The sequence below is a fragment of the Pseudomonas sp. L5B5 genome (assembly GCF_020520285.1).
GTDB lineage: Bacteria > Pseudomonadota > Gammaproteobacteria > Pseudomonadales > Pseudomonadaceae > Aquipseudomonas.
This window is the reverse complement of the sequence record NZ_CP084742.1, coordinates 4,689,974-4,712,187: the sequence shown is the minus strand read 5'-3', so window position 1 is coordinate 4,712,187 and position 22,214 is coordinate 4,689,974. Positions and strand designations below refer to the sequence as shown.

Genomic DNA, 22,214 nt, shown 5'->3' with positions numbered 1-22,214 from the left:
ACTGATGGAGCTGCTACGCTCAAGCTGCAATCCGCCGAGCAGGGCGCATCATCGGGCTTTTACCGCGTTTGACGACGTCTGACACCGACTCGCTCATGCCCACCAACGCCGCCAGGCGCCAGGGTCGGGTTCCGGGCGTTTTTTACGGCCTGGATACAGGAAAAATTGCGGAAAAACACTGTAAGCGACCTCACCGACACTGGATGCGACCCTGCCTGTACTGGATACGACGCACCCCGTAGGCGACAGATTTTCACTGGTACATGATCGATCTCGACTCACGGTGGTAGAGCTGTTCCCGACACACCAACCGCCACACTTATAAGCGCGGACCAAATGCCGCCAAAAAAACATCCAGGAGTCTCCCCTCTATGAAAGGTTCCCCCTCGTTGTTGCTGGCCGCCATGCTGAGTCTGCCGCTTCTGGCACACGCCGCAGAACCGGCGCAATGCAATACCGTGAACTTCTCCGATGTCGGCTGGACCGATATCACCGTGACCACCGCCACCACCAGCGTCGTGCTCAATGCCCTGGGCTACAAGACCAAGACCACGATGATTTCCGTGCCCGTGACCTACAAGTCCCTGGCCGACGGCAAGAACATGGACGTTTTCCTCGGTAACTGGATGCCGACCATGGAAAACGACATCAAGCAGTATCGCGACGCCGGCACCGTGGAGACCGTGCGCGCCAACCTGGAGAACGCCAAGTACACCCTGGCGGTGCCCGAGTCGCTGTATGACAAGGGGCTCAAGGACTTCGCCGACATCGTCAAGTTCAAGAAGGAACTGGACGGCAAGATCTACGGCATCGAGCCGGGCAACGACGGCAACCGCACCATCCAGAGCATGATCGACAAGAACGCCTTCGGCCTGAAGGACGCCGGTTTCAAGGTGGTGGAGTCCAGCGAGGCGGGCATGCTGAGCCAGGTGGAGCGCGCCCAGCGGCGCGACACCGCAGTGGTGTTCCTGGGCTGGGAACCCCACCCGATGAACACCCGTTTCAAGATGAAGTACCTGACCGGTGGCGATGACTTCTTCGGCCCCAACTTCGGCCAGGCGACCATCTACACCAACACCCGCAAGGGCTACACCCAGGAGTGCAGCAACGTCGGCCAGTTGCTGAAGAACCTGTCGTTCACCCTGAACATGGAAAGCACCCTGATGGGCAACGTGCTGGACGACAAGATGAAGCCTGATGCGGCTGCCAAGGCCTGGCTCAAGCAGAACCCCCAGGTGCTCGAAACCTGGCTCGCCGGCGTGACCACCATTGATGGCAAACCAGGCCTGGAGGCCGTCAAAGCCAAGCTTGCCCAGTAAATCGCTTACGCCGGGCGGGCTCGCCCGCCCGGGCTGTTTTTTCCTTGCATGCGGACGTTCATTACCATGCTCACTGATCAGAAAATCCCCCTGGGACAGTACATCGCGGCTTTCGTAGAGTGGCTGACGAAACACGGTGCCAGCACCTTCGATGCGATCGCCACCACCCTGGAAGCGATGATTCACGGCGTGACGTTCGCGCTGACCTGGTTCAACCCCCTGGCCCTGATCGGCCTGATCGCCCTGCTGGCGCACATGATCCAGCGCAAATGGGGCCTGACCGTATTTGTCGTGCTGTCCTTTTTGCTGATCCTCAACCTGGGGTACTGGCAGGAAACCATGGAGACCCTGGCCCAGGTACTCTTCGCCACCCTGGTCTGCGTGCTCATCGGCGTGCCGCTGGGCATCCTCGCCGCGCACAAGCCGATGTTCTACACCGCCATGCGCCCGGTCCTGGACCTGATGCAGACCGTGCCCACCTTCGTCTACCTGATCCCGACCCTGACCCTGTTCGGCCTGGGCGTGGTTCCGGGCCTGATCTCCACCGTGGTGTTCGCCATTGCGGCGCCGATCCGCCTCACTTACCTGGGCATCTGCGACGTCCCGCAGGAGCTGATGGACGCCGGCAAGGCCTTTGGCTGCTCGCGACGCCAGTTGCTCACCCGTATCGAACTGCCGCATGCGATGCCCAGCATCGCCGCCGGCGTGACCCAGTGCATCATGCTGTCGTTGTCGATGGTGGTGATCGCAGCCCTGGTGGGCGCCGACGGCCTGGGCAAACCCGTGGTCAACGCACTGAACACCGCCGACATTTCCCTGGGCTTCGAAGCGGGCCTGGCGATCGTGCTGCTGGCCATCATGCTCGACCGTATCTGCAAGCAGCCGGAACTGCCGGCAAGGGGTGAGGCATGAGCATCATTCGTTTCGAAGACGTCGACGTCATCTTTTCCAACAAGCCGCGCGAGGCGCTGGCACTGCTGGACAAGGGCCAGACCCGCGAGCAGATCCTCAAGCAGACCGGCCTGGTGGTCGGCGTGGAAAAAGCCAACCTGGACATCAACAAGGGCGAGATCTGCGTGCTGATGGGCCTGTCCGGCTCGGGCAAGTCGAGCCTGCTGCGCTGCATCAACGGCCTCAACACCGTGAGTCGCGGCAAGCTGTTCGTCGAGCACGAAGGCAAGCACATCGACATTGCCCACTGCAGCCCGGCCGAGTTGAAGATGATGCGCACCAAGCGCATCGCCATGGTGTTCCAGAAGTTCGCCCTGATGCCCTGGCTGACGGTGCGCGAGAACATCAGCTTCGGCCTGGAGATGCAGGGTCGCCCGGAAAAGGAACGGCGCAAGCTGGTGGACGAAAAGCTCGAGCTGGTGGGCCTGACCCAATGGCGCAACAAGAAGCCCGACGAGCTTTCCGGCGGCATGCAACAGCGCGTCGGCCTGGCCCGCGCCCTGGCCATGGATGCCGACATCCTGCTGATGGACGAACCCTTCTCGGCCCTCGACCCGCTGATCCGCCAGGGTCTGCAGGATGAGTTGCTGGAGCTGCAGCGCAAGCTGAACAAGACCATCGTGTTCGTCAGCCACGACCTGGACGAGGCGCTGAAGCTGGGTAGCCGCATCGCCATCATGAAGGACGGCCGGATCATCCAGTACAGCAAGCCCGAGGAAATCGTGCTCAGCCCGGCGGACGACTACGTGCGCACCTTCGTCGCCCATACCAATCCGCTGAACGTGCTGTGCGGGCGCAGCCTGATGCGCAGCCTGGACAACTGCAAGCGGGTCAACGGTTCGGTGTGCCTGGACCCGGGTGGCGATTCCTGGCTGGACCTGGCCGAAGGCAACACCATCAAGGGTGCCCGGCGCAACGGCTCGCAACTGGACCTGCAGAACTGGGTACCGGGGCAAGCGGTGGAAGAACTGGGCCGGCGCCCGACTCTGGTGGATTCCAGCATCGGCATGCGCGAAGCCCTGCAAATCCGTTACCAGACCGGCAACAAGCTGGTGCTCCACGACAACCAGAAGGTGGTGGGGATCCTGGGCGACAGCGAGCTGTATCACGCGCTGCTCGGCAAGAACCTGGGCTGATGGCCGGAAACGAAAACGCCGCGACCCAGGTCGCGGCGTTGTTGTTTGAGCGGGACTAGAAGGTGCGGATTGCACCTGTTGCAGGAGCGGATATTGCGGTAAGCCACAAAGCGCTTCGCGGGCAAGCCCTGCTCCTACGCAGGAGCGAGGCTTGCCCGCGATACAGGCGACGCGGCACCCGGTGAGCCCGGGCCCGCGTCTACTTCAAGACTCAGCTATAGACCCGGCCCAGGAGCTGCCGATGGCTTTCGAACTGATCGAGCACATCACGGGTGATCTGATCCTGGGTGAAGCCCATCAAGTCGTATTCCTGGCTGCCGTTGTGCAGGTAGACCTCGGCACGGTAGTAGCGTGCGCGTTCTTCTGGCGCGTCGGCCGATTCGCTCGGCGCCGCCAGGTAGCCGTCCAGGCTCACTTCGTAGACGAAGGGGTTGCCCTCTTCCATCTCGATCCGCACGCCCATGCAACGCTTGGACTTGCCCAGCAGGGTTTGTACATCCAGGCCCTGGCCACGCAGCAGGCTCGCGGCCTCTTCCAGTGCCGGGGTCACGTGCTTGTCCATGAAGCGCTGCACCACCGCCTGGGTCGGCTGCAGGTCCAGCTGGGTCAGGCGCTCGCTGAAACCGCGACGGCCACGGGCAGCCAGCTCCGCTTGCTCCTGCTCGACCAGGGTGTCTTGGGCCATGGCCTTGTACAGGCCGAACATGAAGCACACCAGCACCACCGAGAATGGCAGGCCGGCCAGCACCACCATGGTCTGCATGGCCTGGAAGTTACCGGCGAACAGCAAGCCGATGGTCACCAGGGTGATCACGACCGACCAGAAGATCCGCAGCCAGTGCGGGGCGTCTTCGTCGACGTTACCGCCCTTGCAGGACAGGTTGGCCATCATCACCGCGCCGGAATCGGCCGGGGTCAGGAACAGGACGAAACCGACGAAGATCGACACGCCGATGACGATCTTCGACGCCGGGTAATGTTCGAGCAGCTGGTAGATCGCCATGGACGGCTGTTCCAGGGCCGTCTTGCCCAATTCCGCCACACCCTGGTTGAGCACCAGGTCCAGGGCCGAGTTGCCGAAGATCGACAGCCAGGCCAGGGTGAAGCCCAGCGGGATCAGCAGTACGCCAGCCACCAGCTCGCGCACGGTACGGCCACGGGAAATGCGGGCGATGAACATGCCGACGAAAGGTGCCCAGGAGATCCACCAGGCCCAGTAGAACAGGGTCCACAGGCCCAGCCAGCGATCGGACTTGGCACTGTCGCCTTCATACACATAAAGGTCGAAGGTCTTGAGCACCACACCGTTGAGGTAGTCTCCGGTGTTCTGCACGAAGCCGTTGAGCAGGTGCAGGGTCGGGCCGAACAGCAGGACGAAGATCAACAGGCCGCTGAACAGCACGATGTTCAGGTTGGACAGGCGGCGAATGCCGTTCTCCACGCCGGACACCGCGGCAATGGTCGCCACCGTGCTCATGACGATGATCACGATCAGCAGGTTGGTGTTGCTGTGCTCCATGCCGAACAGGTTTTCCAGGCCGGAAGACACCTGCATCGAACCGATGCCCAGGTTGGTCACCAGGCCCAGCAGGGTCACGAACATGCCGAAACCGTCCACCGCATGGCCTGCCGCGCCCTTGACCCAACGCTCGCCCACCAGCGGATAGAGTGCCGAACGCAGTGCCAGCGGCTGGTTGTGCCGGTAGGCGAAGTACGCCACCGCCAGGCCCACCAGGGCATAGATCGCCCAGCCGTGCAGGCCCCAGTGCAGGAACGTCAGTTGCAGCGCCTGGCGCGCGGCCTGGTTGCTGGCTGGCACGCCCTCGGGCGGGTTGAAGTAGTGGTCCAGGGGTTCGGAAGCACCGAAGTACAGCAGCGAGATGCCGATGCCGGACGAAAACAGCATGCCGGCCCAGGCGCCATAGCTGAAGTCCGGGGTGTCCTGCTTGGTTCCCAGCTTGAGCTTGCCGTAGGAGGAGAACGCCAGGCCCACCACGAACACCAGGTAGGCGGCGATCACCAGCATGTAGTACCAGCCGAAACTGCGGGACAGCCAGGCCTGGGCAACGTCCAGCATCTTGCCGGCCTCTTGCGGGGCGACGATCAGGATTGCAGTCAACAGCAGGATCAGCGCGGTCGAGGTGTAGAACACCCAACCGTTGACCCGCACCTTTTCCGGTGGGGTCTTTATAAGAGAGGCAGAACTCATTGCACAGATGCTCCAGGCAGTGCGAGAGAAGGACACAAGGCAACACGGCACCCGACCAATCGGTTAGTTGGCAGCCGATCGTCGGGTGATATAAAGACACCCCGAAAAAAGTCCGGTCCCACGGCGGCTGCGTTGCGAACCAGCGTCCCCGGCCTTGACCCGAACCCGTGGTTCGCCGTCAGGCCTGAAGCGTCTTGCCCATTCAACACGTCCGTCCTTACCGGTTCACGCCATGCCAACCCTGGGGTTCGGTCTTTTTCGGAGGTCGTTTTCCGCCATCTACATGCGGGAAGAATCCGTAGGCAGCGACGATTTGTCGCAGATCTTATTCTTTGTTGATTGAACGTTCAATCAAAACAAAATAGACTGGCCCGCAAGCCGACAGCCGTCATGCGTCTGCCGGCGGGCCTAAGGAGAGGTATCAGATGCCCAAGGTCGGTATGCAACCCATTCGCCGCCAGCAATTGATCGAAGCCACGCTGCAGGCGGTCGATCAGGTCGGGATGGGGGACGCCAGCATTGCGCTGATCGCCCGTTTGGCCGGTGTGTCGAACGGCATCATCAGTCACTACTTTCGGGACAAGAACGGCCTGATCGCAGCGACGATGGGTTACATCATGAGCATGCTCAACGAAGGCGTCCGAGCACGCCGCCAGGCCCTGACGGACGACAGCCCGCGCGCTCACCTGAAAGTGATCATCGAGGGCAACTTCGATGCCAGCCAGGTGAACGGCCCGGCAATGAAAACCTGGTTGGCCTTCTGGGCTTCCAGCATGCACCAGCCCGATTTGCACAGGTTGCAGCGGATCAACGACCACCGCTTGTATTCCAACCTGTGTTGCCAGTTCCGCCGCGCCCTGCCGCTCTACCATGCGCGCAAGGCAGCCCGCGGCCTGGCGGCTTTGATCGACGGTTTGTGGCTGCGTGGCGCCCTGTCGGGTGATGCATTCGACACCGACCAGGCGATACGGATCGCTTACGAATACATGGATCTACAACTGGCTAAGCAGGAGCGCTAGAGCACAACCAAGACGCTCGGCCTCTGCACGCCACTGACCAGCGCGCCCGAATCCAAGGGCACGCCCGGTGGCCAAGCCCATAACTCAATGCACTTGCGAGGACACTATGGCCCGTTTTGAACTGCAAAAACTCTACATCGACGGCGGCTACAGCGATGCCGGCAGCGACGCCACCTTCGATGCCATCAACCCGGCCAACGGTGAAGTTCTCGCACAAGTGCAACGTGCGACCAAGGAAGACGTGGAACGCGCCGTGGTCAGCGCCGAGAAGGGCCAGAAGTTCTGGGCCGCCATGACCGCCATGGAGCGCTCGCGCATCCTGCGTCGCGCCGTGGATATCCTGCGCGAGCGCAACGACGAGCTGGCCGCCCTGGAAACCCTGGATACCGGCAAGGCCTACTCCGAAACCAAGTATGTAGACATCGTCACCGGTGCCGACGTGCTGGAATACTACGCAGGCCTGGTACCGGCCATCGAAGGCGAGCAGATCCCGCTGCGCGACACCTCCTTCGTCTACACCCGCCGCGAGCCACTGGGCGTGGTCGCCGGCATCGGCGCCTGGAACTACCCGATCCAGATCGCCCTGTGGAAATCCGCTCCAGCCCTGGCTGCCGGCAACGCGATGATCTTCAAGCCAAGCGAAGTGACTTCGCTGACCACCCTGAAACTGGCCGAGATCTACACCGAGGCTGGTGTACCAGCTGGCGTGTTCAACGTCCTGACCGGCAGCGGCCGTGAAGTCGGCACCTGGCTGACCGAGCACCCGCGCATCGAGAAAGTCTCCTTCACCGGCGGCACCGACACCGGCAAGAAAGTCATGGCCAGCGCTTCGAGCTCCTCGCTCAAGGAAGTGACCATGGAACTGGGCGGCAAGTCGCCGCTGATCATCTGTGACGACGCCGACCTGGATCGCGCCGCCGACACCGCGATGATGGCCAACTTCTACAGCTCCGGCCAGGTCTGCACCAACGGCACTCGCGTGTTCGTACCGAGCCACCTGAAGGCTGCCTTCGAGGCCAAGATCGCCGAGCGCGTTGCCCGCATCCGCATTGGCAACCCAGAGAACGACGACACCAACTTCGGTCCGCTGGTGAGCTTCGCCCACATGGAGAACGTGCTGGGCTACATCGCCAAGGGCAAGGAAGAAGGTGCCCGCGTACTGTGCGGTGGCGAGCGCCTGACCGCTGGCGAATTCGCCAAGGGCGCCTTCGTCGCTCCGACCGTGTTCACCGACTGCACCGACGACATGACCATCGTCCGTGAAGAGATCTTCGGCCCGGTAATGAGCATCCTCACCTACGAGACCGAGGAAGAAGTGATCCGTCGCGCCAACGACACCGATTTCGGCCTGGCCGCCGGTGTGGTCACCCGCGACCTGAACCGCGCCCACCGCATCATCCACCAGCTTGAAGCCGGTATCTGCTGGATCAACGCCTGGGGCGAGTCCGACGCCAAGATGCCCGTCGGCGGCTACAAGCAGTCGGGCGTGGGCCGTGAAAACGGCATCAGCTCGCTGAACAACTTCACCCGCATCAAGTCGGTGCAGGTTGAGCTGGGCGACTACGCCTCGGTGTTCTAAGGCGAAATTCGCTTCGCCCGCGAGGCCGTCTTCGCGGGCAAGCCTCGCTCCTACAGAAGCACGCCAATCCCTTGTAGGAGCGAGGCTCGCCCGCGATCGAGTGCGCAGCACTCGCAATGGCCAGATCTGACCAATTTCAAAGAGGGTGCATTCAATGTCCCAAGAATTCGACTACATCATCGTTGGTGCCGGCTCCGCCGGTAACACCCTGGCGACCCGTCTGACCGAAGACGAAGGCGTCACCGTCCTGCTGCTGGAAGCCGGCGGCCCGGACTACCGTTTCGACTTCCGCACCCAGATGCCGGCGGCACTGGCATTCCCCCTGCAAGGCCGTCGCTACAACTGGGCCTATGAAACCGACGCCGAGCCCCACATGGACGGTCGTCGCATGGAATGTGGCCGTGGCAAGGGCCTGGGCGGCTCCTCGCTGATCAACGGCATGTGCTACATCCGCGGCAACGCCATGGACTACGACGGCTGGGCCAAGCTGCCAGGCCTGGAAGACTGGTCGTACCTGGACTGCCTGCCGTACTTCCGCAAGGCGGAAACCCGCGACATCGGCCCCAACGACTACCACGGTGGCGAAGGCCCGGTCAGCGTGACCACGCCCAAGGCCGGCAACAACCCGCTGTTCCACGCCATGGTCGAAGCCGGCGTGCAGGCCGGCTACCCGCGTACCGAAGACCTGAACGGCTACCAACAGGAAGGTTTCGGCCCGATGGACCGTACCGTGACGCCAAAAGGTCGTCGCGCCAGCACCGCTCGCGGTTACCTGGACACCGCGAAAAAGCGTTCGACCCTGACCATCGTTACCCATGCCCTGACCGACAAGGTCCTGTTCGAAGGCAAGCGCGCCGTGGGCGTGAGCTACCTGCAAGGCAGTACCGAAGAGCGCGTGGAAGCCCGTGCCCGCAAGGAAGTCATTGTCTGCTCCGGCGCCATCGCCTCGCCGCAGTTGCTGCAACGCTCCGGCGTCGGCCCGCGCGCCCTGCTGGAAAGCCTGGACATTGCGGTGGTCCACGACCTGCCTGGTGTCGGCGAGAACCTGCAGGACCACCTGGAGCTGTACCTGCAATACGCCTGCACCCAGCCGGTGTCGCTGTATCCATCGCTGCTGTGGTGGAACCAGCCGGCCATCGGTGCGCAGTGGCTGTTCAACGGCACCGGCATCGGCGCCAGCAACCAGTTCGAAGCCGGCGGTTTCATCCGTACCCGCGAAGAGTTCGAATGGCCGAACATCCAGTACCACTTCCTGCCGGTGGCGATTAACTACAACGGCAGCAATGGTGTGAAAGAGCACGGCTTCCAGGCGCACATGGGCTCCATGCGCTCGCCGAGCCGTGGCCGCGTGCAGCTCAAGTCCAAGGACCCGCGCCAGCACCCGAGCATCCTCTTCAACTACATGGCCACCGAGCAGGACTGGCAGGAATTCCGCGACGGCATCCGCCTGACCCGTGAAATCATGCAGCAGCCGGCCCTGGACCCTTTCCGCGGCCGCGAGATCAGCCCGGGCATCGAGGTGCAGACCGACGAGCAACTGGACAAGTTCGTCCGCGAGCACGCCGAGACCGCCTTCCACCCATCCTGCTCGTGCAAGATGGGCACCGACGAGATGGCGGTAGTGGATGGCCAGGGCCGCGTGCATGGCATGCAGGGCCTGCGCGTGGTGGATGCCTCGATCATGCCGATCATCACCACCGGCAACCTGAACGCACCGACGATCATGATGGCCGAGAAAATCGCCGACAAGATCCGTGGTCGTCAGCCGCTGCAGCGCAGCAAGGCCGCCTACTACGTGGCTGGCGAAGCCCCGGTACGTGGCAAGCCCCTGCGCGACGTAGCCGCCAAGGCGCAGTAAGCTCCAATGGCGCCGGCCGCAATGGCCGGCGCCTTCTGCTGTATTCCCCTGCGTTTCCCGCCTGGGCCTGTCTCGTCCAATGTGCCGACTGCGTCCTTGATCGCAGCCTCGGGCAACGGCTACAGTCTGCCCATCCGCTGCATCCCCTTCGTTCCACGGACTTTATCCCGAGCCCTGCGCGACCTATACCTGTAGGAGCCGGCCCGCCGTCGATAAGACCCGCAAGCCCCTGCTCTTCACAAGGAGGTCATCCATGTTCGACTTTCACCCCCAGCTCAAGCAGCGCTTCGCTGCCTTGCGCACGGGCGCCGAATTCTTTTCCCTGCGCTACGTGCGCGAGTCCGACCAGTACCTGTCGGTGCGCAAGAACGTTGCCGAACCCCCGCGCCTGGGACGTGACGAGGGGGCGATGCTGACCGTGCGGGTCGCCGGCGTGGAGGCCTACGCCGCCACCAACGACCTCTCGCAAGGTGGCCTGCAGGCGGCCCTGGAACGGGCCGAGCAACAGGCTCGGGTGATCGCCGCCCATGCCCTGCTGGACCTGCGCGAACAACCGGTTTCCAGCCATCGCGCCGACTACCTGTCGCCCAATCTGGAGCAGCCGTTCCCCAGCCTGAGCGATTGCTACCAGCTGCTGGGCGACGAGTCGGCCTCGGTGCCCAGGGATGAGCGCCTGGTGAACTGGCAGGTGGGCATCGGCGTGACCCAGGTCGAGCAGATCTACCTCAACAGCGCCGGGGCAGAGCTGCGCCAGGCCCAGCGTTTCGTCTACCCGGGCCTGGACGTCACCGCCTATGACGGCAGCGACAGCCAGACCCGCAGCCTTGGCCGGGAGAACTTCGGCCAGCAAGGTGCTGGCGACGTGATCAGCCGCTGCGGCCTGATGGGCGCCGCGCCCCGGGTCGCCGACCAGGCCCTGCAACTGCTGCTGGCTCCAAACACCCCGCAAGGCCCCCGCGACTTGCTGCTGATGCCGGACCAGATGATGCTGCAGATCCACGAGTCCATCGGCCACCCGCTGGAGCTGGACCGCATCCTGGGCGATGAGCGCAACTACGCCGGCACCAGCTTCGTCAAGCAGGCGGACTTCGGCCGACTGCAGTACGGCTCCCGGCTGCTCAACGTGACCTTCGATCCGGACATCCCCGAGGAATTGGCCAGCTATGGCCATGACGACGAGGGCACGGTCGCCAGCAAGCAGTTCCTGATCCGCGAAGGCCTGCTGGTACGCCCCCTGGGCGGTGCCATGTCGCAATACCGCAGCGGCCTGGAAGGTGTTGCCAACAGCCGCGCCAGCAGCTGGAACCGCGCCCCCATCGACCGCATGGCCAACCTCAACATCGAGCCTGGCGACCAGTCCCTGGACCAGTTGATCGGCGGTATCGAGCACGGCATCCTGATGTCCACCAACCGCTCCTGGTCCATCGACGACGCGCGCAACAAGTTCCAGTTCGGCTGCGAATGGGGCCAGCTGATCGAGAACGGTGAACTCAAGGGCGTGGTGAAGAACCCCAACTACCGGGGCATTTCCGCGCACTTCTGGCGCAACCTCAGCGCCGTCGGCAACCACGGCACGTTCCAGGTCCTGGGCACGCCCAACTGCGGCAAGGGCGAACCCAACCAGGTGATCCGCGTGGGCCATGCTTCGCCAGCCTGTGTATTCAGCAAGATCGACGTATTCGGAGGAGATGCCTGATGACCAGCACGACCAATCAGGCCCAGCAGTTCAAGACGCTGGTGCAGTGGCTCAAGGACGCGCTCCGCGAGTCGGAACAATTCACCCTGAGCTACGCGGCCGAATCCTCGGAGTTCATCCGCTTCAACCATGCCAAGGTGCGCCAGGCCGGCCAGGTACAGCAGGCCAGCCTGACTCTCAAGCTGATCGATGATGGCCGCCATGCGGACCTCGACATCACCCTGGGCAACGATCCCGAAGTGGACCGCCAGCGCCTGGCCGAAGGCTTGCAGCAGCTGCGCGAAACCCTGCCGTTGCTGCCAGCCGACCCGTACCTGATGCTCAACCATACCCACTGGCAGTCCCAGCATGAGCAAAGCCACCCGCTGCCCGGCAGCGAGCAGGTGGTGCAAGAAATCGGTCGTGCCGCTGCCGGCCTGGACCTGGTCGGTATCTATGCCGCCGGCCCCATCAGCCGAGGTTTTGCCAGCTCCAGCGGGGCCTTCGGCTGGCACCAGGCCAACAGCTTCAACTTCGACTTCAGCCTGTTCCACGAGAACGGCGAGGCGGTGAAGGCCAGCTACGCCGGCCATGCATGGAGCAGCGCAGGATTCGCCCAGCGCTTCGACCAGGCCCGCCAGCAACTGGAGTTCCTCGGCCGGCCGCTGCGTACCCTGGCTCCTGGGCAGTACCGTGCCTACCTGGCACCGGCAGCCCTGGAGGAAATCATGGGCATGCTGGCCTGGGGCGGTTTTTCGGCCCAGTCCATCGCCAGCAAGCACAGCTCGCTGCAGAAGCTCTATGCCGGCGACACCGCCCTCAGCCCACTGGTGTCCCTGGGCGAGCAGGTCAGCGGCTCACTAAGCCCGGCGTTCTCCGATGAAGGCTACCCGCGCAGCGACCTGGCCCTGATCACCGGCGGGGCGGCCGAAGCCCGCCTGATCAACTCGCGCAGCGCCGCCGAATATGGCCTGACCGCCAACGGCGCCGGCAGCGGCGAATACCCCAGCGCCCTGGACATGGCGGCCGGGCAGCTGGCCCAGCAGGACATCCTCAAGCAACTGGGCACCGGGCTGTACATCAGCAACCTGTGGTACCTGAACTACTCGGACCTGTCGGCCGCGCGCCTGACCGGCATGACCCGCTTTGCCACCTTCTGGGTGGAGAACGGCGAGATCCAGGCGCCGGTGAGCACCATGCGCTTCGACGACAGTGTCTACAGCCTGCTGGGCTCGCAGCTCGAAGCACTCACCGAGCAACGTGAGCTGCTGCTCTCGGCCAGCACCTACGGCCAGCGCCAGACCGCGTCGATGCATCTGCCCGGAGCACTGGTCAGCCGCCTGACGCTAACCTTGTAAAATCAACTTCAGGTTGCAAGCCACAAGCTTGCAACTTGAAGCTTGCAACTCACCTCTGTCGTTGTTGAGGTCCCATGCCCGAACGTCCGCCACTCGATGCCACCATCACCCGCTGGCTGCCCTGGGTGGTGGCCATCGCCTTCTTCATGCAGTCCCTGGACGGCACCATCCTCAATACCGCGCTGCCGGCCATGGCCAGGGACCTGGCCGAAGACCCGCTGCGCATGCAGGGCGTGGTGATCGCCTACATGCTCACCGTGGCGCTGCTGATCCCGGCCTCGGGCTGGATCGCCGATCGCTTCGGCACCCGCAACATCTTCTTCGGCGCGATCTTGCTGTTCAGCATCGGTTCGCTGCTGTGCGCCCTTTCCAGCTCCCTCGGCATGCTGGTTGGCGCCCGAGTGATCCAGGGCCTGGGGGGTGCACTGATGTTGCCGGTGGGACGCTTGGTGGTCCTGCGCGCCTACCCGCGCTCGGAGCTGGTGCGGATCATGGGCTTCATCACCATTCCCGGGCTGCTGGGGCCGCTGATCGGCCCGACCATGGGCGGCTGGATGGTGCAGTACCTGACCTGGCACTGGATCTTCCTGATCAACCTGCCGGTGGGCGCCATCGGCTGCTACGCGGTATGGCGTTTCATTCCCGACCTGCGGGGCAGCGAGCGCACACGCTTCGATGGCCTGGGCTTTTTGCTGTTCGGCGCGGCGATGGTGCTGATCACCGTCGCCATGGAAGGCCTGGGCGAACTGCACCTGCCGCACCTGCGGGTGATGTTGCTGCTGTTCGGCGGGCTGGCCTGCCTGGCGGCCTACTGGTTGCGCGCCGGGCATATCGAGAATCCGCTGTTCGCACCTTCGCTGTTCAAGGTGCGGACCTTCGCCGTGGGCATCCTCGGCAACCTGTTCGCTCGCCTGGGTAGCGGTGCGCTGCCATTCCTGGTGCCCCTGCTGCTGCAAGTGGCCCTGGGTTATTCCCCCTCCCAGGCCGGGATGAGCATGCTGCCCCTGGCAGCGGCGGCGATGCTGGCCAAATCCATTGCCCAGCCGCTGATCGAACGCCTGGGCTACCGCATCGTACTCACCGGCAACACCCTGGCCCTGGGCCTGATGCTGGCGAGCATGGGCCTGGTCAGCGAACAGACGCCCTACCCGCTGCTGCTGTGCATGCTGGCGGTGCTGGGGGCGATCAACTCATTGCAGTTCACGGCGATGAACACCGTGACCCTGATCGACCTCGACGATGCCGCCGCCAGCAGTGGCAACAGCCTGCTGTCGGTGGTGGCGCAACTGTCCCTGAGCCTGGGAGTGGCCTGTGCCGGCGCATTGCTGGGCGGCTTCACCGCCTCCATGGACAGTGGCAGCGGCGACACGGTGCTCGGTGCCTTCCAGTTGACCTTTGTCACCGTGGGCCTCATGGCCATGCTGGCGGCGGCGATCTTCCTCCAACTGTCGCCCACCGACGGCCGGAGGACGCGCAAGGTGCAGGAACATATCGAGCACTGATTGCCCTCCCCCTGTAGGAGCGGAGCTTGCCCGCGATAGCGATTCATCCGTCGACACCTGCATTGACTGACCGGGGGCCGTCGCGAGCAAGCTTCGCTCCTACAACATGGACCTGGGAGGCTCTGGCTACTTTTCGTCCAGAAATTGCAGGAAGGGTGAGCGGGACTGATACACTGCGCGACATTTTGTTTTGCAGGCCCGTCCCGTGACCACCATCGCCACCGCTTTTAATACCTTGCCCCTGTCTCCCGCCATGCTGGCCAACCTCGACTCTCTCGGGTATGCCCAGATGACGCCGATCCAGGCGCAAGGCTTGCCGGTGATCCTCAAGGGCCTGGACCTGATCGCCCAGGCCAAGACCGGCAGCGGCAAGACCGCCGCCTTCGGCATCGGCCTGCTGAATCCGATCAACCCGCGCTACTTCGGCTGCCAGGCCCTGGTGATGTGCCCGACCCGCGAGCTGGCCGACCAGGTTGCCAAGGAACTTCGCCGGCTGGCCCGCGCCGAAGACAACATCAAGGTCCTGACCCTGTGCGGCGGTGTGTCCTTCGGGCCGCAGATCGCCTCCCTGGAACATGGCGCCCATATCATCGTCGGCACCCCGGGGCGCATCTCCCAGCACCTGCGCAAGGGTTCGCTGAAACTCGACGGCCTCAACACCCTGGTGCTCGACGAAGCCGACCGCATGCTCGACATGGGTTTCTACGACCCGATCGAGGAAATCATCGCCTATACCCCGGAACGCCGGCAGACCCTGCTGTTCTCCGCCACCTACCCGGTGGGCATCAAGCAGCTGGCGTCGAAGTTCATGCGCGACCCGCAGCAAGTGAAGGCCGAGGCCCTGCATGCCGACAGCCAGATCGAACAGCGCTTCTACGAGATCTCCCCGGAAGATCGCATGGATGCGGTGGTCAAGGTGCTCAACCACTTCCGCCCGCAGTCCTGCGTGGCGTTCTGCTTCACCAAGCAGCAGGTGCAGGAAACCGTCGACCACCTGACCGCCAAGGGCATGTCCGCGGTGGGCCTGCACGGTGACCTGGAACAGCGTGACCGCGACCAGGTACTGGCGATGTTCGCCAACCGCAGCACCTCGGTGCTGGTGGCCACCGACGTCGCTGCCCGCGGCCTGGATATCGACGCCCTGGACATGGTGATCAACGTCGAGCTGGCACGGGATTCGGAAATCCACATCCACCGGGTCGGCCGTACCGGTCGCGCCGGCGAGAAAGGCATCGCCATCAGCCTGGTGTCGCCGTCCGAGGCCCACCGCGCCCAGGCCATCGAGCAGTTGCAGAAAGCCCCGCTGAACTGGGAGCAGATCGACAGCCTGAAGAGCCAGGGCGGCGGCCCGCTGCTGCCGGCCATGAGCACCCTGTGCATCGCCGCCGGACGCAAGGACAAGGTACGCCCAGGCGACATCCTCGGTGCCCTGACCGGCGAGGCCGGCATTCCCGGCACCCAGGTCGGCAAGATCGCGATCTTCGACTTCCAGGCCTATGTGGCCGTTGAACGGGACATCGCCAAGCAGGCTTTGCAGCGCCTCAACAGCGGCAAGATCAAGGGCCGTTCGCTGCGGGTACGAATCCTGTAACCCACCCCGCTCGATCTGTAGCCGCTGCCGCAGGCTGCGAACGACTCCGAAGGAGGCGCCGCTCTTGCGGCCGTGAAGCCCCTGCGGGGCTTGTCGCAGCCTGCGGCAGCGGCTACAGGTTCATTTGCCTGCACTCTCGAGGACACCGTTTTGCGCTCTACCGAAGTCGTGATCATCGGCGCCGGCGCCGCCGGCCTGATGTGCGCCCTGACTGCCGCTGGCCGTGGGCGCCAGGTGCTGGTGCTGGACCATGCCAACAAGGCCGGGAAGAAGATCCTGATGTCCGGCGGCGGCCGCTGCAACTTCACCAATATGTACACCGAGCCGGCCAACTTCCTTTCGCAGAACCCGCATTTCTGCAAGTCGGCCCTGGCCCGCTACACCCAGTGGGATTTCATCGGCCTGGTGGCCAAGCATGGCGTGCCCTACCACGAAAAGAAGCTCGGCCAGCTGTTCTGCGATAACAAGTCCAGCGACATCCTCGGCATGCTCCTGGACGAGTGCGACCAGGTCGGCGTCGAGCTGCACCTGGATACGTCGATCCAGCAGATCGAGAAGCTGGAGCCCGGCTACCTGCTGCAGACCACCCTGGGCCCGGTGCAGTGCCAGTCCCTGGTGATCGCCACCGGCGGCCTGTCGATCCCGACCCTGGGCGCCACCGGTTTTGGCTACCAGGTGGCCCGGCAGTTCGGCCATGAACTGCTGCCGACCCGCGCCGGCCTGGTGCCCTTCACCATCACCGACCAGTTGAAGGAGCTGTGCGGCGAGCTGTCCGGGACCTCGGTGGATTGCCTGGTGAGCTGCAACGGCCAGAGCTTTCGCGAGAACATCCTGTTCACCCATCGCGGCCTCAGTGGCCCGGCGATCCTGCAGGTTTCCTCCTACTGGCAGCCTGGTGACAGCGTCGAGATCAACCTGCTGCCGGACCACGACGCCCTGGACTGGCTGCACCAGCAGCAGGCCGAGCGCCCCAATAGCGAACTCAAGACGCTGCTGGGGGAGATCTTCACCAAGAAGATGGCCGGCCTGCTGGCCGATCACTGGTTCGCCTCCAAGCCGATGAAGCAGTACACCCCGGCGGAACTGTCGGAGGTGGCCGACAAACTGGGCAACTGGCAACTGGTGCCGGCGGGCACCGAGGGCTACCGCACCGCCGAAGTCACCCTGGGCGGGGTCGACACCCGCGAAGTGTCGTCCAAGACCATGGAATCGCTGAAGAGTCCGGGGTTGTACTTCATTGGCGAGGTGCTGGACGTCAGCGGCCACCTGGGCGGTTTCAACTTCCAGTGGGCCTGGGCTTCCGGCTACGCCGCCGCGCAGTACGCCTAGGGCGCTGGCCGGCGCGCCACCGAGGCCGGTGCCGATGAAAAACAACGGGAACAGAATTTGCTGTCGGATGTGACGGCGGCATTGCGCCGTCGTCAATACTGGCTCAATTTAGCGGCATCGCCCCGGAAGGCCTTCTCTCTTCATGTCATCGTCCTCTTTTCGCCAGTCCCTGCGCCGCCTCTGGGCGCTGGATAAATTCAGCTACAGCGTGCGGGTGTTCGTCGCCCTGACCGGCAGCATGGCGCTGTGCTGGTATCAGGACGAAATGAGCCTGCTGATCCCGCTGTTCCTCGGCATCATCGCCAGCGCCCTGGCGGAAACCGACGACAGCTGGCAAGGCCGCCTCAACGCCCTGGCGGTGACCCTGGTGTGCTTCAGCATCGCGGCCCTGTCGGTTGAGCTGCTGTTCCCCTACCCCTGGATCTTCGCCATCGCCCTGGCCCTGGCCAGTTTCGGCCTGACCATGCTCGGGGCCCTGGGCGAGCGCTACGGCGCCATCGCCTCGGCGACCCTGATCCTCGCGGTCTACACCATGATCGGTGTCGACCAGCGCGGCGGCGCGGTGATCGACTTCTGGCACGAGCCGCTGCTGCTGGTGGCCGGCGCCGCCTGGTATGGCGTGCTCTCGGTGCTGTGGCAGGCGCTGTTCTCCAACCAGCCGGTACAGCAGAGCCTGGCGCGGCTGTTCCGTGAACTGGGGTACTACCTCAAGCTCAAGTCCTCGCTGCTCGAACCGATCCGCCAGTTGGACATCGAGGCCCGACGCCTGGAGCTGGCGCAACAGAACGGCAAGGTGGTGGCGGCCCTCAACACCGCCAAGGAAATCATCCTGCACCGGGTCGGCAATGGCCGGCCGGGGTCGAAGGTCAGCCGCTACCTGAAGCTGTATTTCCTCGCCCAGGATATCCATGAGCGCGCCAGCTCCTCGCACTACCCCTACAACGCCCTGGCCGATGCCTTTTTTCACAGCGACGTGCTGTTCCGCTGCCAGCGCCTGTTGCGCCAGCAAGGCAAGGCCTGCCGGGCGCTGGGGGAGTCGATCCAGATGCGCCAGCCGTTCGTCTATGACTCGGGGTTCGCCGAGGCCCTGAGCGACCTGCAAGCCTCGCTGGAACACCTGCGCATCCAGAGCAACCCGGCCTGGCGCGGACTGTTGCGCTCGCTGCGGGCCCTGGCCGCCAACCTCGGCACCCTCGATCGCCTGCTCAGCGACGCCAGCAACCCCGACGCCCTGGCCGATGCCACCGACAGCAGCCTGCTGGACCGCTCGCCACGCAACCTCAAGGATGTCTGGACCCGCCTGCGTACCCAGCTGACACCAACTTCGTTGCTGTTCCGCCATGCCCTGCGCCTGCCCCTGGCGCTGAGCATCGGTTACGGCATGGTGCATTTGATCCACCCCTCCCAGGGCTACTGGATCATCCTCACCACGCTGTTCGTCTGCCAGCCCAACTACGGCGCTACCCGGCGCAAACTGGGCCAGCGGATCATCGGTACGGCCATCGGCCTGACCATCGCCTGGGCGCTGTTCGACCTGTTCCCCAACCCCCTGGTGCAGTCGATGTTCGCCATCGCCGCTGGCGTGGTGTTCTTCACCAACCGCACCACCCGCTACACCCTGGCCACCGCCGCCATCACCCTGATGGTGCTGTTCTGCTTCAACCAGGTGGGCGACGGTTATGGGCTGTTCCTGCCACGGCTGTTCGATACGCTGCTGGGCAGCTTGATCGCCGGGCTGGCGGTGTTCCTGTTCCTTCCAGACTGGCAAGGCCGGCGCTTGAACAAGGTGCTGGCCAACACCCTGACCTGCAACAGCATCTACCTGCGCCAGATCATGCAGCAGTACGCTGCCGGCAAGAGCGACGACCTGGCTTACCGCCTGGCCCGGCGCAACGCCCACAACGCCGACGCGGCGCTGTCCACCACCCTGGCCAACATGCTCATGGAGCCTGGGCACTTTCGCAAGGAAGCGGACGTGGGCTTTCGCTTTCTGGTGCTGTCCCACACTCTGCTCAGCTATCTCTCGGGCCTGGGCGCACACCGTGGCACGCAGCTACCCGATGAGGTCCGCGAACACCTGATCGGTGGTGCGGGAGCCAGCCTGGCAGCCAGCATCGACGAGATCGCCCAGGGGCTGGCCAGCAAGACACCCATTGCCATCCAGAGCGATGCCGAGGAGGCCTTGGCCAGCGAGCTGGAGCAGATGCCGGATGACATTGACGAGGAACAACGCCTGGTGCAGACCCAGCTGGGGCTGATCTGCCGCCAGTTGGGCCCGTTGCGGACCCTGGCGGCACACCTCATAAAAGCCGCCTGAGGGCAGCGGCAAGCACCCCGCGAGTGGTCTCGGCTTGCCGCGTCTCCTACATGCCGTGCTGGCGCAGCAACCGGGCGTAGCTGCCATCGGCCTTCATGGCGGCGATCTCGCGATCGAACCCGGCGACGATCTGGGCATGGTCGGGGTTCTTCAGGCTGACCAGGATATGCAGGCTGTTCTCGCTCAGGGGCTTGGGCAGGAATTCCACGGCATTGCGCACCCTGGGTGACTCCCGGGCCAGGTAGTAACGAGCGACGTATTCATCCTCCAGGGTCAGCTTGACCCGGTCTGCCGCGAGCATGCGCACGGCCATGGCGAAGTTGTGCACCGGCACTTTCTGCAGGGCCGAATCGTTGTCGAACTCGGAGGAATAGGCATACCCACGGACCACGGCAATGGGGTACTCGTGCAGTTGCTTGAGGTTGTTGTACTCCAGCGGGGCATCCTTGCGCTTGAGGAAGCGAATCCGGTTGACCAGGTATTCCGCAGAGAACTGCCCCAGCCGGGTGCGCTCATCGTTGTACCAGGCATTGATCAGCACGTCGTAGCGCCCCTCGCCGATACCCAGCAGGGCCCTGGCCCAGGGCACCTGTTCGAAGTCACTGGCATACCCGGCACGTGCCAGGGCGGTACTGACGATATCTGTCGCCACTCCCCCATTGACCAGGGTCGCGTCGGTGAAAGGAGGCCAGGCATCAGCCACCAGGCGCAACTTCTCTGCAGAAGCGCCCTGGCCCAGCAACAGCAATCCGATCAAAGCCAAAGCCCGATGCAATCGCAGCATGCTTAAAGATCCTTAGCGGGCACAGGGCCCAGCGCGTTCCAGCCTACACTCGAGGGCCACGCAACGAGCGGCCCAGCTCCTAACATTAGCTCATCACAGCCAATGCACAGAACTTGCAAAACAGATTACACAAAGAAGGGAAAAGCCTGTGAACGCAGTAGTGGCATTTTGACCCATCTCACAGAAACGAACGCCATGCACCAGCCGACAAGACATCCACCGGCGATGTGCTTACTATTTCGCGCAGTACCTTCAACAGGATAAGAACATGACCGTCGAATGGGTCTGCAAGCACCACACCGATCTGGGCAAGGAACAGCTCTACGCCATCTTGCAACTGCGCACCGAGGTTTTCGTCGTGGAACAGAAGTGCCCCTATCAGGAGGTCGACGGCCGCGACCTGGAAGGCGATACCTGCCACCTGATGGCCTGGGACGGCGACCGACTGGTGGCGTACCTGCGCCTGCTGGACCCGATCTCCCAGGGCGGCGACGTGGTGATCGGCCGGGTGGTGATCGCCGAGCAGGCCCGGGGCAAGGGCCTGGGCCATACGCTGATGGAACAGGCACTGAAGCAGGCACAGCGGCACTGGCCCGACACACCGATCTACCTCTCGGCCCAGGCCCACCTGCAGGCCTACTACGGCCGCTATGGCTTCAGCGTGGCAGGCGAGCAGTACCTGGAAGACGGCATCCCGCACATCGGCATGCGCCGCAACTGATTGTCAGGGATAACCCAGTACGGCCTTGATCTGTCCCAGGTTGGGCTCGATCCAGCCCTTGTCGATGGCTCCCCAACTGTGGACCCGGTAATGCCCGGCATGATTGCGGGCGCCGTCCTGCTGTTCGAACTGGCAGACGATGTCCAGGTCGGCCAGGGCGGCGATGGTGTCCTGCGCGGTACGCCGAGGCATGCCGGTGACCTCGGTCAGCGCCGGCACGCTGCTGGCCAGGCCACTGTCGATCAGGTACGCCACGTACAGGCGGCGGTAGAAACTGCTCTTGGTCTTGCTCACATCCATCGCCCACTCCTTGCTAGTGCGCAGCACCCGTCTTCGCTTGCAGGTCGCGCCAGGTGAGGTAGACCCGCAGGTCGAACTCCAGTTGGTGATAGCCCGGCAGCATGTGCTCGCAGAGCTTGTAGAACGCCTTGTTGTGGTCCGATTCCTTGAAGTGCGCCAGCTCGTGCACCACGATCATGCGCAGGAACTCCGGTGCAGCCTCCTTGAACAGCGAAGCGATGCGGATTTCCTTCTTGGCCTTGAGCTTGCCGCCCTGCACCCGGGATACCGTGGTGTGCAGGCCCAATGCGCGATGGGTCAGGTCCAGGCGGTTGTCGAACAGTACCTTGTCGATGGCCGGAGCGTTGCGCAGGTAGTCCTGCTTGAGCTCCAGGGCATAGCTGTACAACGCCTTGTCGCTCTGTATCCCGTGCTTGTTCGGGTAACGCTTGTCCAGGTACTCGCCCAGGCGCTCCTCGGCAATCAGTTGGCGCACCTGCTCTTGCAGGGTAACGGGATAGGCCTGGAGGTATTTCAGTGCGGTCATGGGAAGCGGCGACAGGTGCAGGGGCCGTCAGTTTAGCGAA

17 protein-coding genes are annotated in these 22,214 nt (G+C 63.8%); 13 read left to right on the top strand and 4 right to left on the bottom strand.

Features of this window, described 5'->3' with window-relative positions; translation table 11 throughout:
- The first annotated feature begins 371 nt into the window (after nt 1-371).
- The 3 genes from LGQ10_RS21515 to choV all read left to right on the top strand — a co-directional run bounded on the left by LGQ10_RS21515 (nt 372) and on the right by choV (nt 3,406).
- A complete protein-coding gene (locus LGQ10_RS21515; RefSeq protein WP_058438722.1) occupies nt 372-1,319 on the top strand; it encodes a choline ABC transporter substrate-binding protein in 948 nt (315 codons plus the stop codon).
- Nucleotides 1,320-1,385: 66 nt separating this feature from the next.
- Nucleotides 1,386-2,231: a choline ABC transporter permease subunit gene (gene choW, locus LGQ10_RS21510; RefSeq protein ID WP_058438723.1), complete on the top strand. Its 846-nt coding sequence runs from the start codon at nt 1,386-1,388 to the stop codon at nt 2,229-2,231.
- Nucleotides 2,228-3,406, top strand: a complete 1,179-nt coding sequence (gene choV, locus LGQ10_RS21505; RefSeq protein ID WP_226523131.1) for a choline ABC transporter ATP-binding protein — start codon at nt 2,228-2,230, stop codon at nt 3,404-3,406. Before choW ends, choV begins: the two co-directional genes overlap by 4 nt.
- A gap of 211 nt (nt 3,407-3,617) precedes the next feature.
- On the opposite strand, the gene LGQ10_RS21500 is transcribed toward choV, so the two are convergent.
- Nucleotides 3,618-5,558, bottom strand: coding sequence for a BCCT family transporter (locus tag LGQ10_RS21500; protein WP_226526175.1), 1,941 nt, complete (start codon nt 5,556-5,558; stop codon nt 3,618-3,620).
- 482 nt (nt 5,559-6,040) lie between these two features.
- Here LGQ10_RS21500 and betI point away from each other — a divergent pair, with 482 nt between their 5' ends.
- From betI to yccS, 9 genes are all read left to right on the top strand, one after another.
- Nucleotides 6,041-6,634 (top strand): transcriptional regulator BetI, encoded by a 594-nt coding sequence (gene betI, locus LGQ10_RS21495; RefSeq protein ID WP_011063941.1) that lies wholly within the window; start codon nt 6,041-6,043, stop codon nt 6,632-6,634.
- Between the two features lie 106 nt (nt 6,635-6,740).
- The gene (gene betB, locus LGQ10_RS21490) at nt 6,741-8,213 is read left to right on the top strand and encodes a betaine-aldehyde dehydrogenase (RefSeq protein WP_226523130.1); all 1,473 of its coding nucleotides are present in this window, start codon (nt 6,741-6,743) and stop codon (nt 8,211-8,213) included.
- Between the two features lie 154 nt (nt 8,214-8,367).
- Nucleotides 8,368-10,071: a choline dehydrogenase gene (gene betA / locus LGQ10_RS21485; RefSeq protein WP_226523129.1), complete on the top strand. Its 1,704-nt coding sequence runs from the start codon at nt 8,368-8,370 to the stop codon at nt 10,069-10,071.
- Between the two features lie 253 nt (nt 10,072-10,324).
- Nucleotides 10,325-11,767: a TldD/PmbA family protein gene (locus LGQ10_RS21480; RefSeq protein ID WP_058436563.1), complete on the top strand. Its 1,443-nt coding sequence runs from the start codon at nt 10,325-10,327 to the stop codon at nt 11,765-11,767.
- Nucleotides 11,767-13,104: a TldD/PmbA family protein gene (locus tag LGQ10_RS21475; protein ID WP_058436562.1), complete on the top strand. Its 1,338-nt coding sequence runs from the start codon at nt 11,767-11,769 to the stop codon at nt 13,102-13,104. The genes LGQ10_RS21480 and LGQ10_RS21475 overlap by 1 nt, the downstream gene beginning before the upstream one ends.
- 74 nt (nt 13,105-13,178) lie before the next feature.
- Nucleotides 13,179-14,606 carry a multidrug transporter subunit MdtD gene (gene mdtD, locus LGQ10_RS21470; RefSeq protein WP_226523128.1) on the top strand — a complete coding sequence of 476 codons (1,428 nt, stop codon included), beginning with the start codon at nt 13,179-13,181 and terminating at the stop codon, nt 14,604-14,606.
- A 253-nt stretch (nt 14,607-14,859) separates the two neighbouring features.
- A complete protein-coding gene (gene dbpA / locus LGQ10_RS21465; protein WP_264194100.1) occupies nt 14,860-16,197 on the top strand; it encodes an ATP-dependent RNA helicase DbpA in 1,338 nt (445 codons plus the stop codon).
- Between the two features lie 150 nt (nt 16,198-16,347).
- Complete coding sequence (locus tag LGQ10_RS21460; protein WP_226523126.1) at nt 16,348-17,526, top strand: NAD(P)/FAD-dependent oxidoreductase; 1,179 nt, start codon at nt 16,348-16,350, stop codon at nt 17,524-17,526.
- A gap of 142 nt (nt 17,527-17,668) precedes the next feature.
- A complete protein-coding gene (gene yccS / locus LGQ10_RS21455; protein WP_226523125.1) occupies nt 17,669-19,843 on the top strand; it encodes a YccS family putative transporter in 2,175 nt (724 codons plus the stop codon).
- Between the two features lie 46 nt (nt 19,844-19,889).
- Here the strand turns inward: yccS and LGQ10_RS21450 are convergent, their stop codons facing one another.
- Entirely contained in the window at nt 19,890-20,627 is a 738-nt protein-coding gene (locus tag LGQ10_RS21450; protein WP_058434874.1) for a substrate-binding periplasmic protein, read from the bottom strand.
- Nucleotides 20,628-20,895: 268 nt separating this feature from the next.
- Here LGQ10_RS21450 and LGQ10_RS21445 point away from each other — a divergent pair, with 268 nt between their 5' ends.
- Nucleotides 20,896-21,348: a GNAT family N-acetyltransferase gene (locus LGQ10_RS21445; protein ID WP_058434875.1), complete on the top strand. Its 453-nt coding sequence runs from the start codon at nt 20,896-20,898 to the stop codon at nt 21,346-21,348.
- Between the two features lie 3 nt (nt 21,349-21,351).
- Here the strand turns inward: LGQ10_RS21445 and LGQ10_RS21440 are convergent, their stop codons facing one another.
- Together LGQ10_RS21440 and LGQ10_RS21435 are read right to left on the bottom strand one after the other, a co-directional pair.
- Entirely contained in the window at nt 21,352-21,648 is a 297-nt protein-coding gene (locus LGQ10_RS21440) for a winged helix-turn-helix domain-containing protein (protein WP_058434876.1), read from the bottom strand.
- 13 nt (nt 21,649-21,661) lie between these two features.
- Nucleotides 21,662-22,174 carry a M48 family metallopeptidase gene (locus LGQ10_RS21435; protein ID WP_226523124.1) on the bottom strand — a complete coding sequence of 171 codons (513 nt, stop codon included), beginning with the start codon at nt 22,172-22,174 and terminating at the stop codon, nt 21,662-21,664.
- Nucleotides 22,175-22,214 lie beyond the last annotated feature (40 nt).

Coding starts and splice junctions, on each gene's coding strand:
- betI (WP_011063941.1), top strand. CDS start 6,041: ATGCCCAAGGTCGGTATGCAACCCATTCGCCGCCAGCAATTGATCGAA.
- LGQ10_RS21450 (WP_058434874.1), bottom strand. CDS start 20,627: ATGCTGCGATTGCATCGGGCTTTGGCTTTGATCGGATTGCTGTTGCTG.
- LGQ10_RS21445 (WP_058434875.1), top strand. CDS start 20,896: ATGACCGTCGAATGGGTCTGCAAGCACCACACCGATCTGGGCAAGGAA.
- LGQ10_RS21515 (WP_058438722.1), top strand. CDS start 372: ATGAAAGGTTCCCCCTCGTTGTTGCTGGCCGCCATGCTGAGTCTGCCG.
- LGQ10_RS21480 (WP_058436563.1), top strand. CDS start 10,325: ATGTTCGACTTTCACCCCCAGCTCAAGCAGCGCTTCGCTGCCTTGCGC.
- dbpA (WP_264194100.1), top strand. CDS start 14,860: ATGCTGGCCAACCTCGACTCTCTCGGGTATGCCCAGATGACGCCGATC.
- LGQ10_RS21435 (WP_226523124.1), bottom strand. CDS start 22,174: ATGACCGCACTGAAATACCTCCAGGCCTATCCCGTTACCCTGCAAGAG.
- mdtD (WP_226523128.1), top strand. CDS start 13,179: ATGCCCGAACGTCCGCCACTCGATGCCACCATCACCCGCTGGCTGCCC.
- LGQ10_RS21440 (WP_058434876.1), bottom strand. CDS start 21,648: ATGGATGTGAGCAAGACCAAGAGCAGTTTCTACCGCCGCCTGTACGTG.
- LGQ10_RS21475 (WP_058436562.1), top strand. CDS start 11,767: ATGACCAGCACGACCAATCAGGCCCAGCAGTTCAAGACGCTGGTGCAG.
- betA (WP_226523129.1), top strand. CDS start 8,368: ATGTCCCAAGAATTCGACTACATCATCGTTGGTGCCGGCTCCGCCGGT.
- choW (WP_058438723.1), top strand. CDS start 1,386: ATGCTCACTGATCAGAAAATCCCCCTGGGACAGTACATCGCGGCTTTC.
- betB (WP_226523130.1), top strand. CDS start 6,741: ATGGCCCGTTTTGAACTGCAAAAACTCTACATCGACGGCGGCTACAGC.
- yccS (WP_226523125.1), top strand. CDS start 17,669: ATGTCATCGTCCTCTTTTCGCCAGTCCCTGCGCCGCCTCTGGGCGCTG.
- choV (WP_226523131.1), top strand. CDS start 2,228: ATGAGCATCATTCGTTTCGAAGACGTCGACGTCATCTTTTCCAACAAG.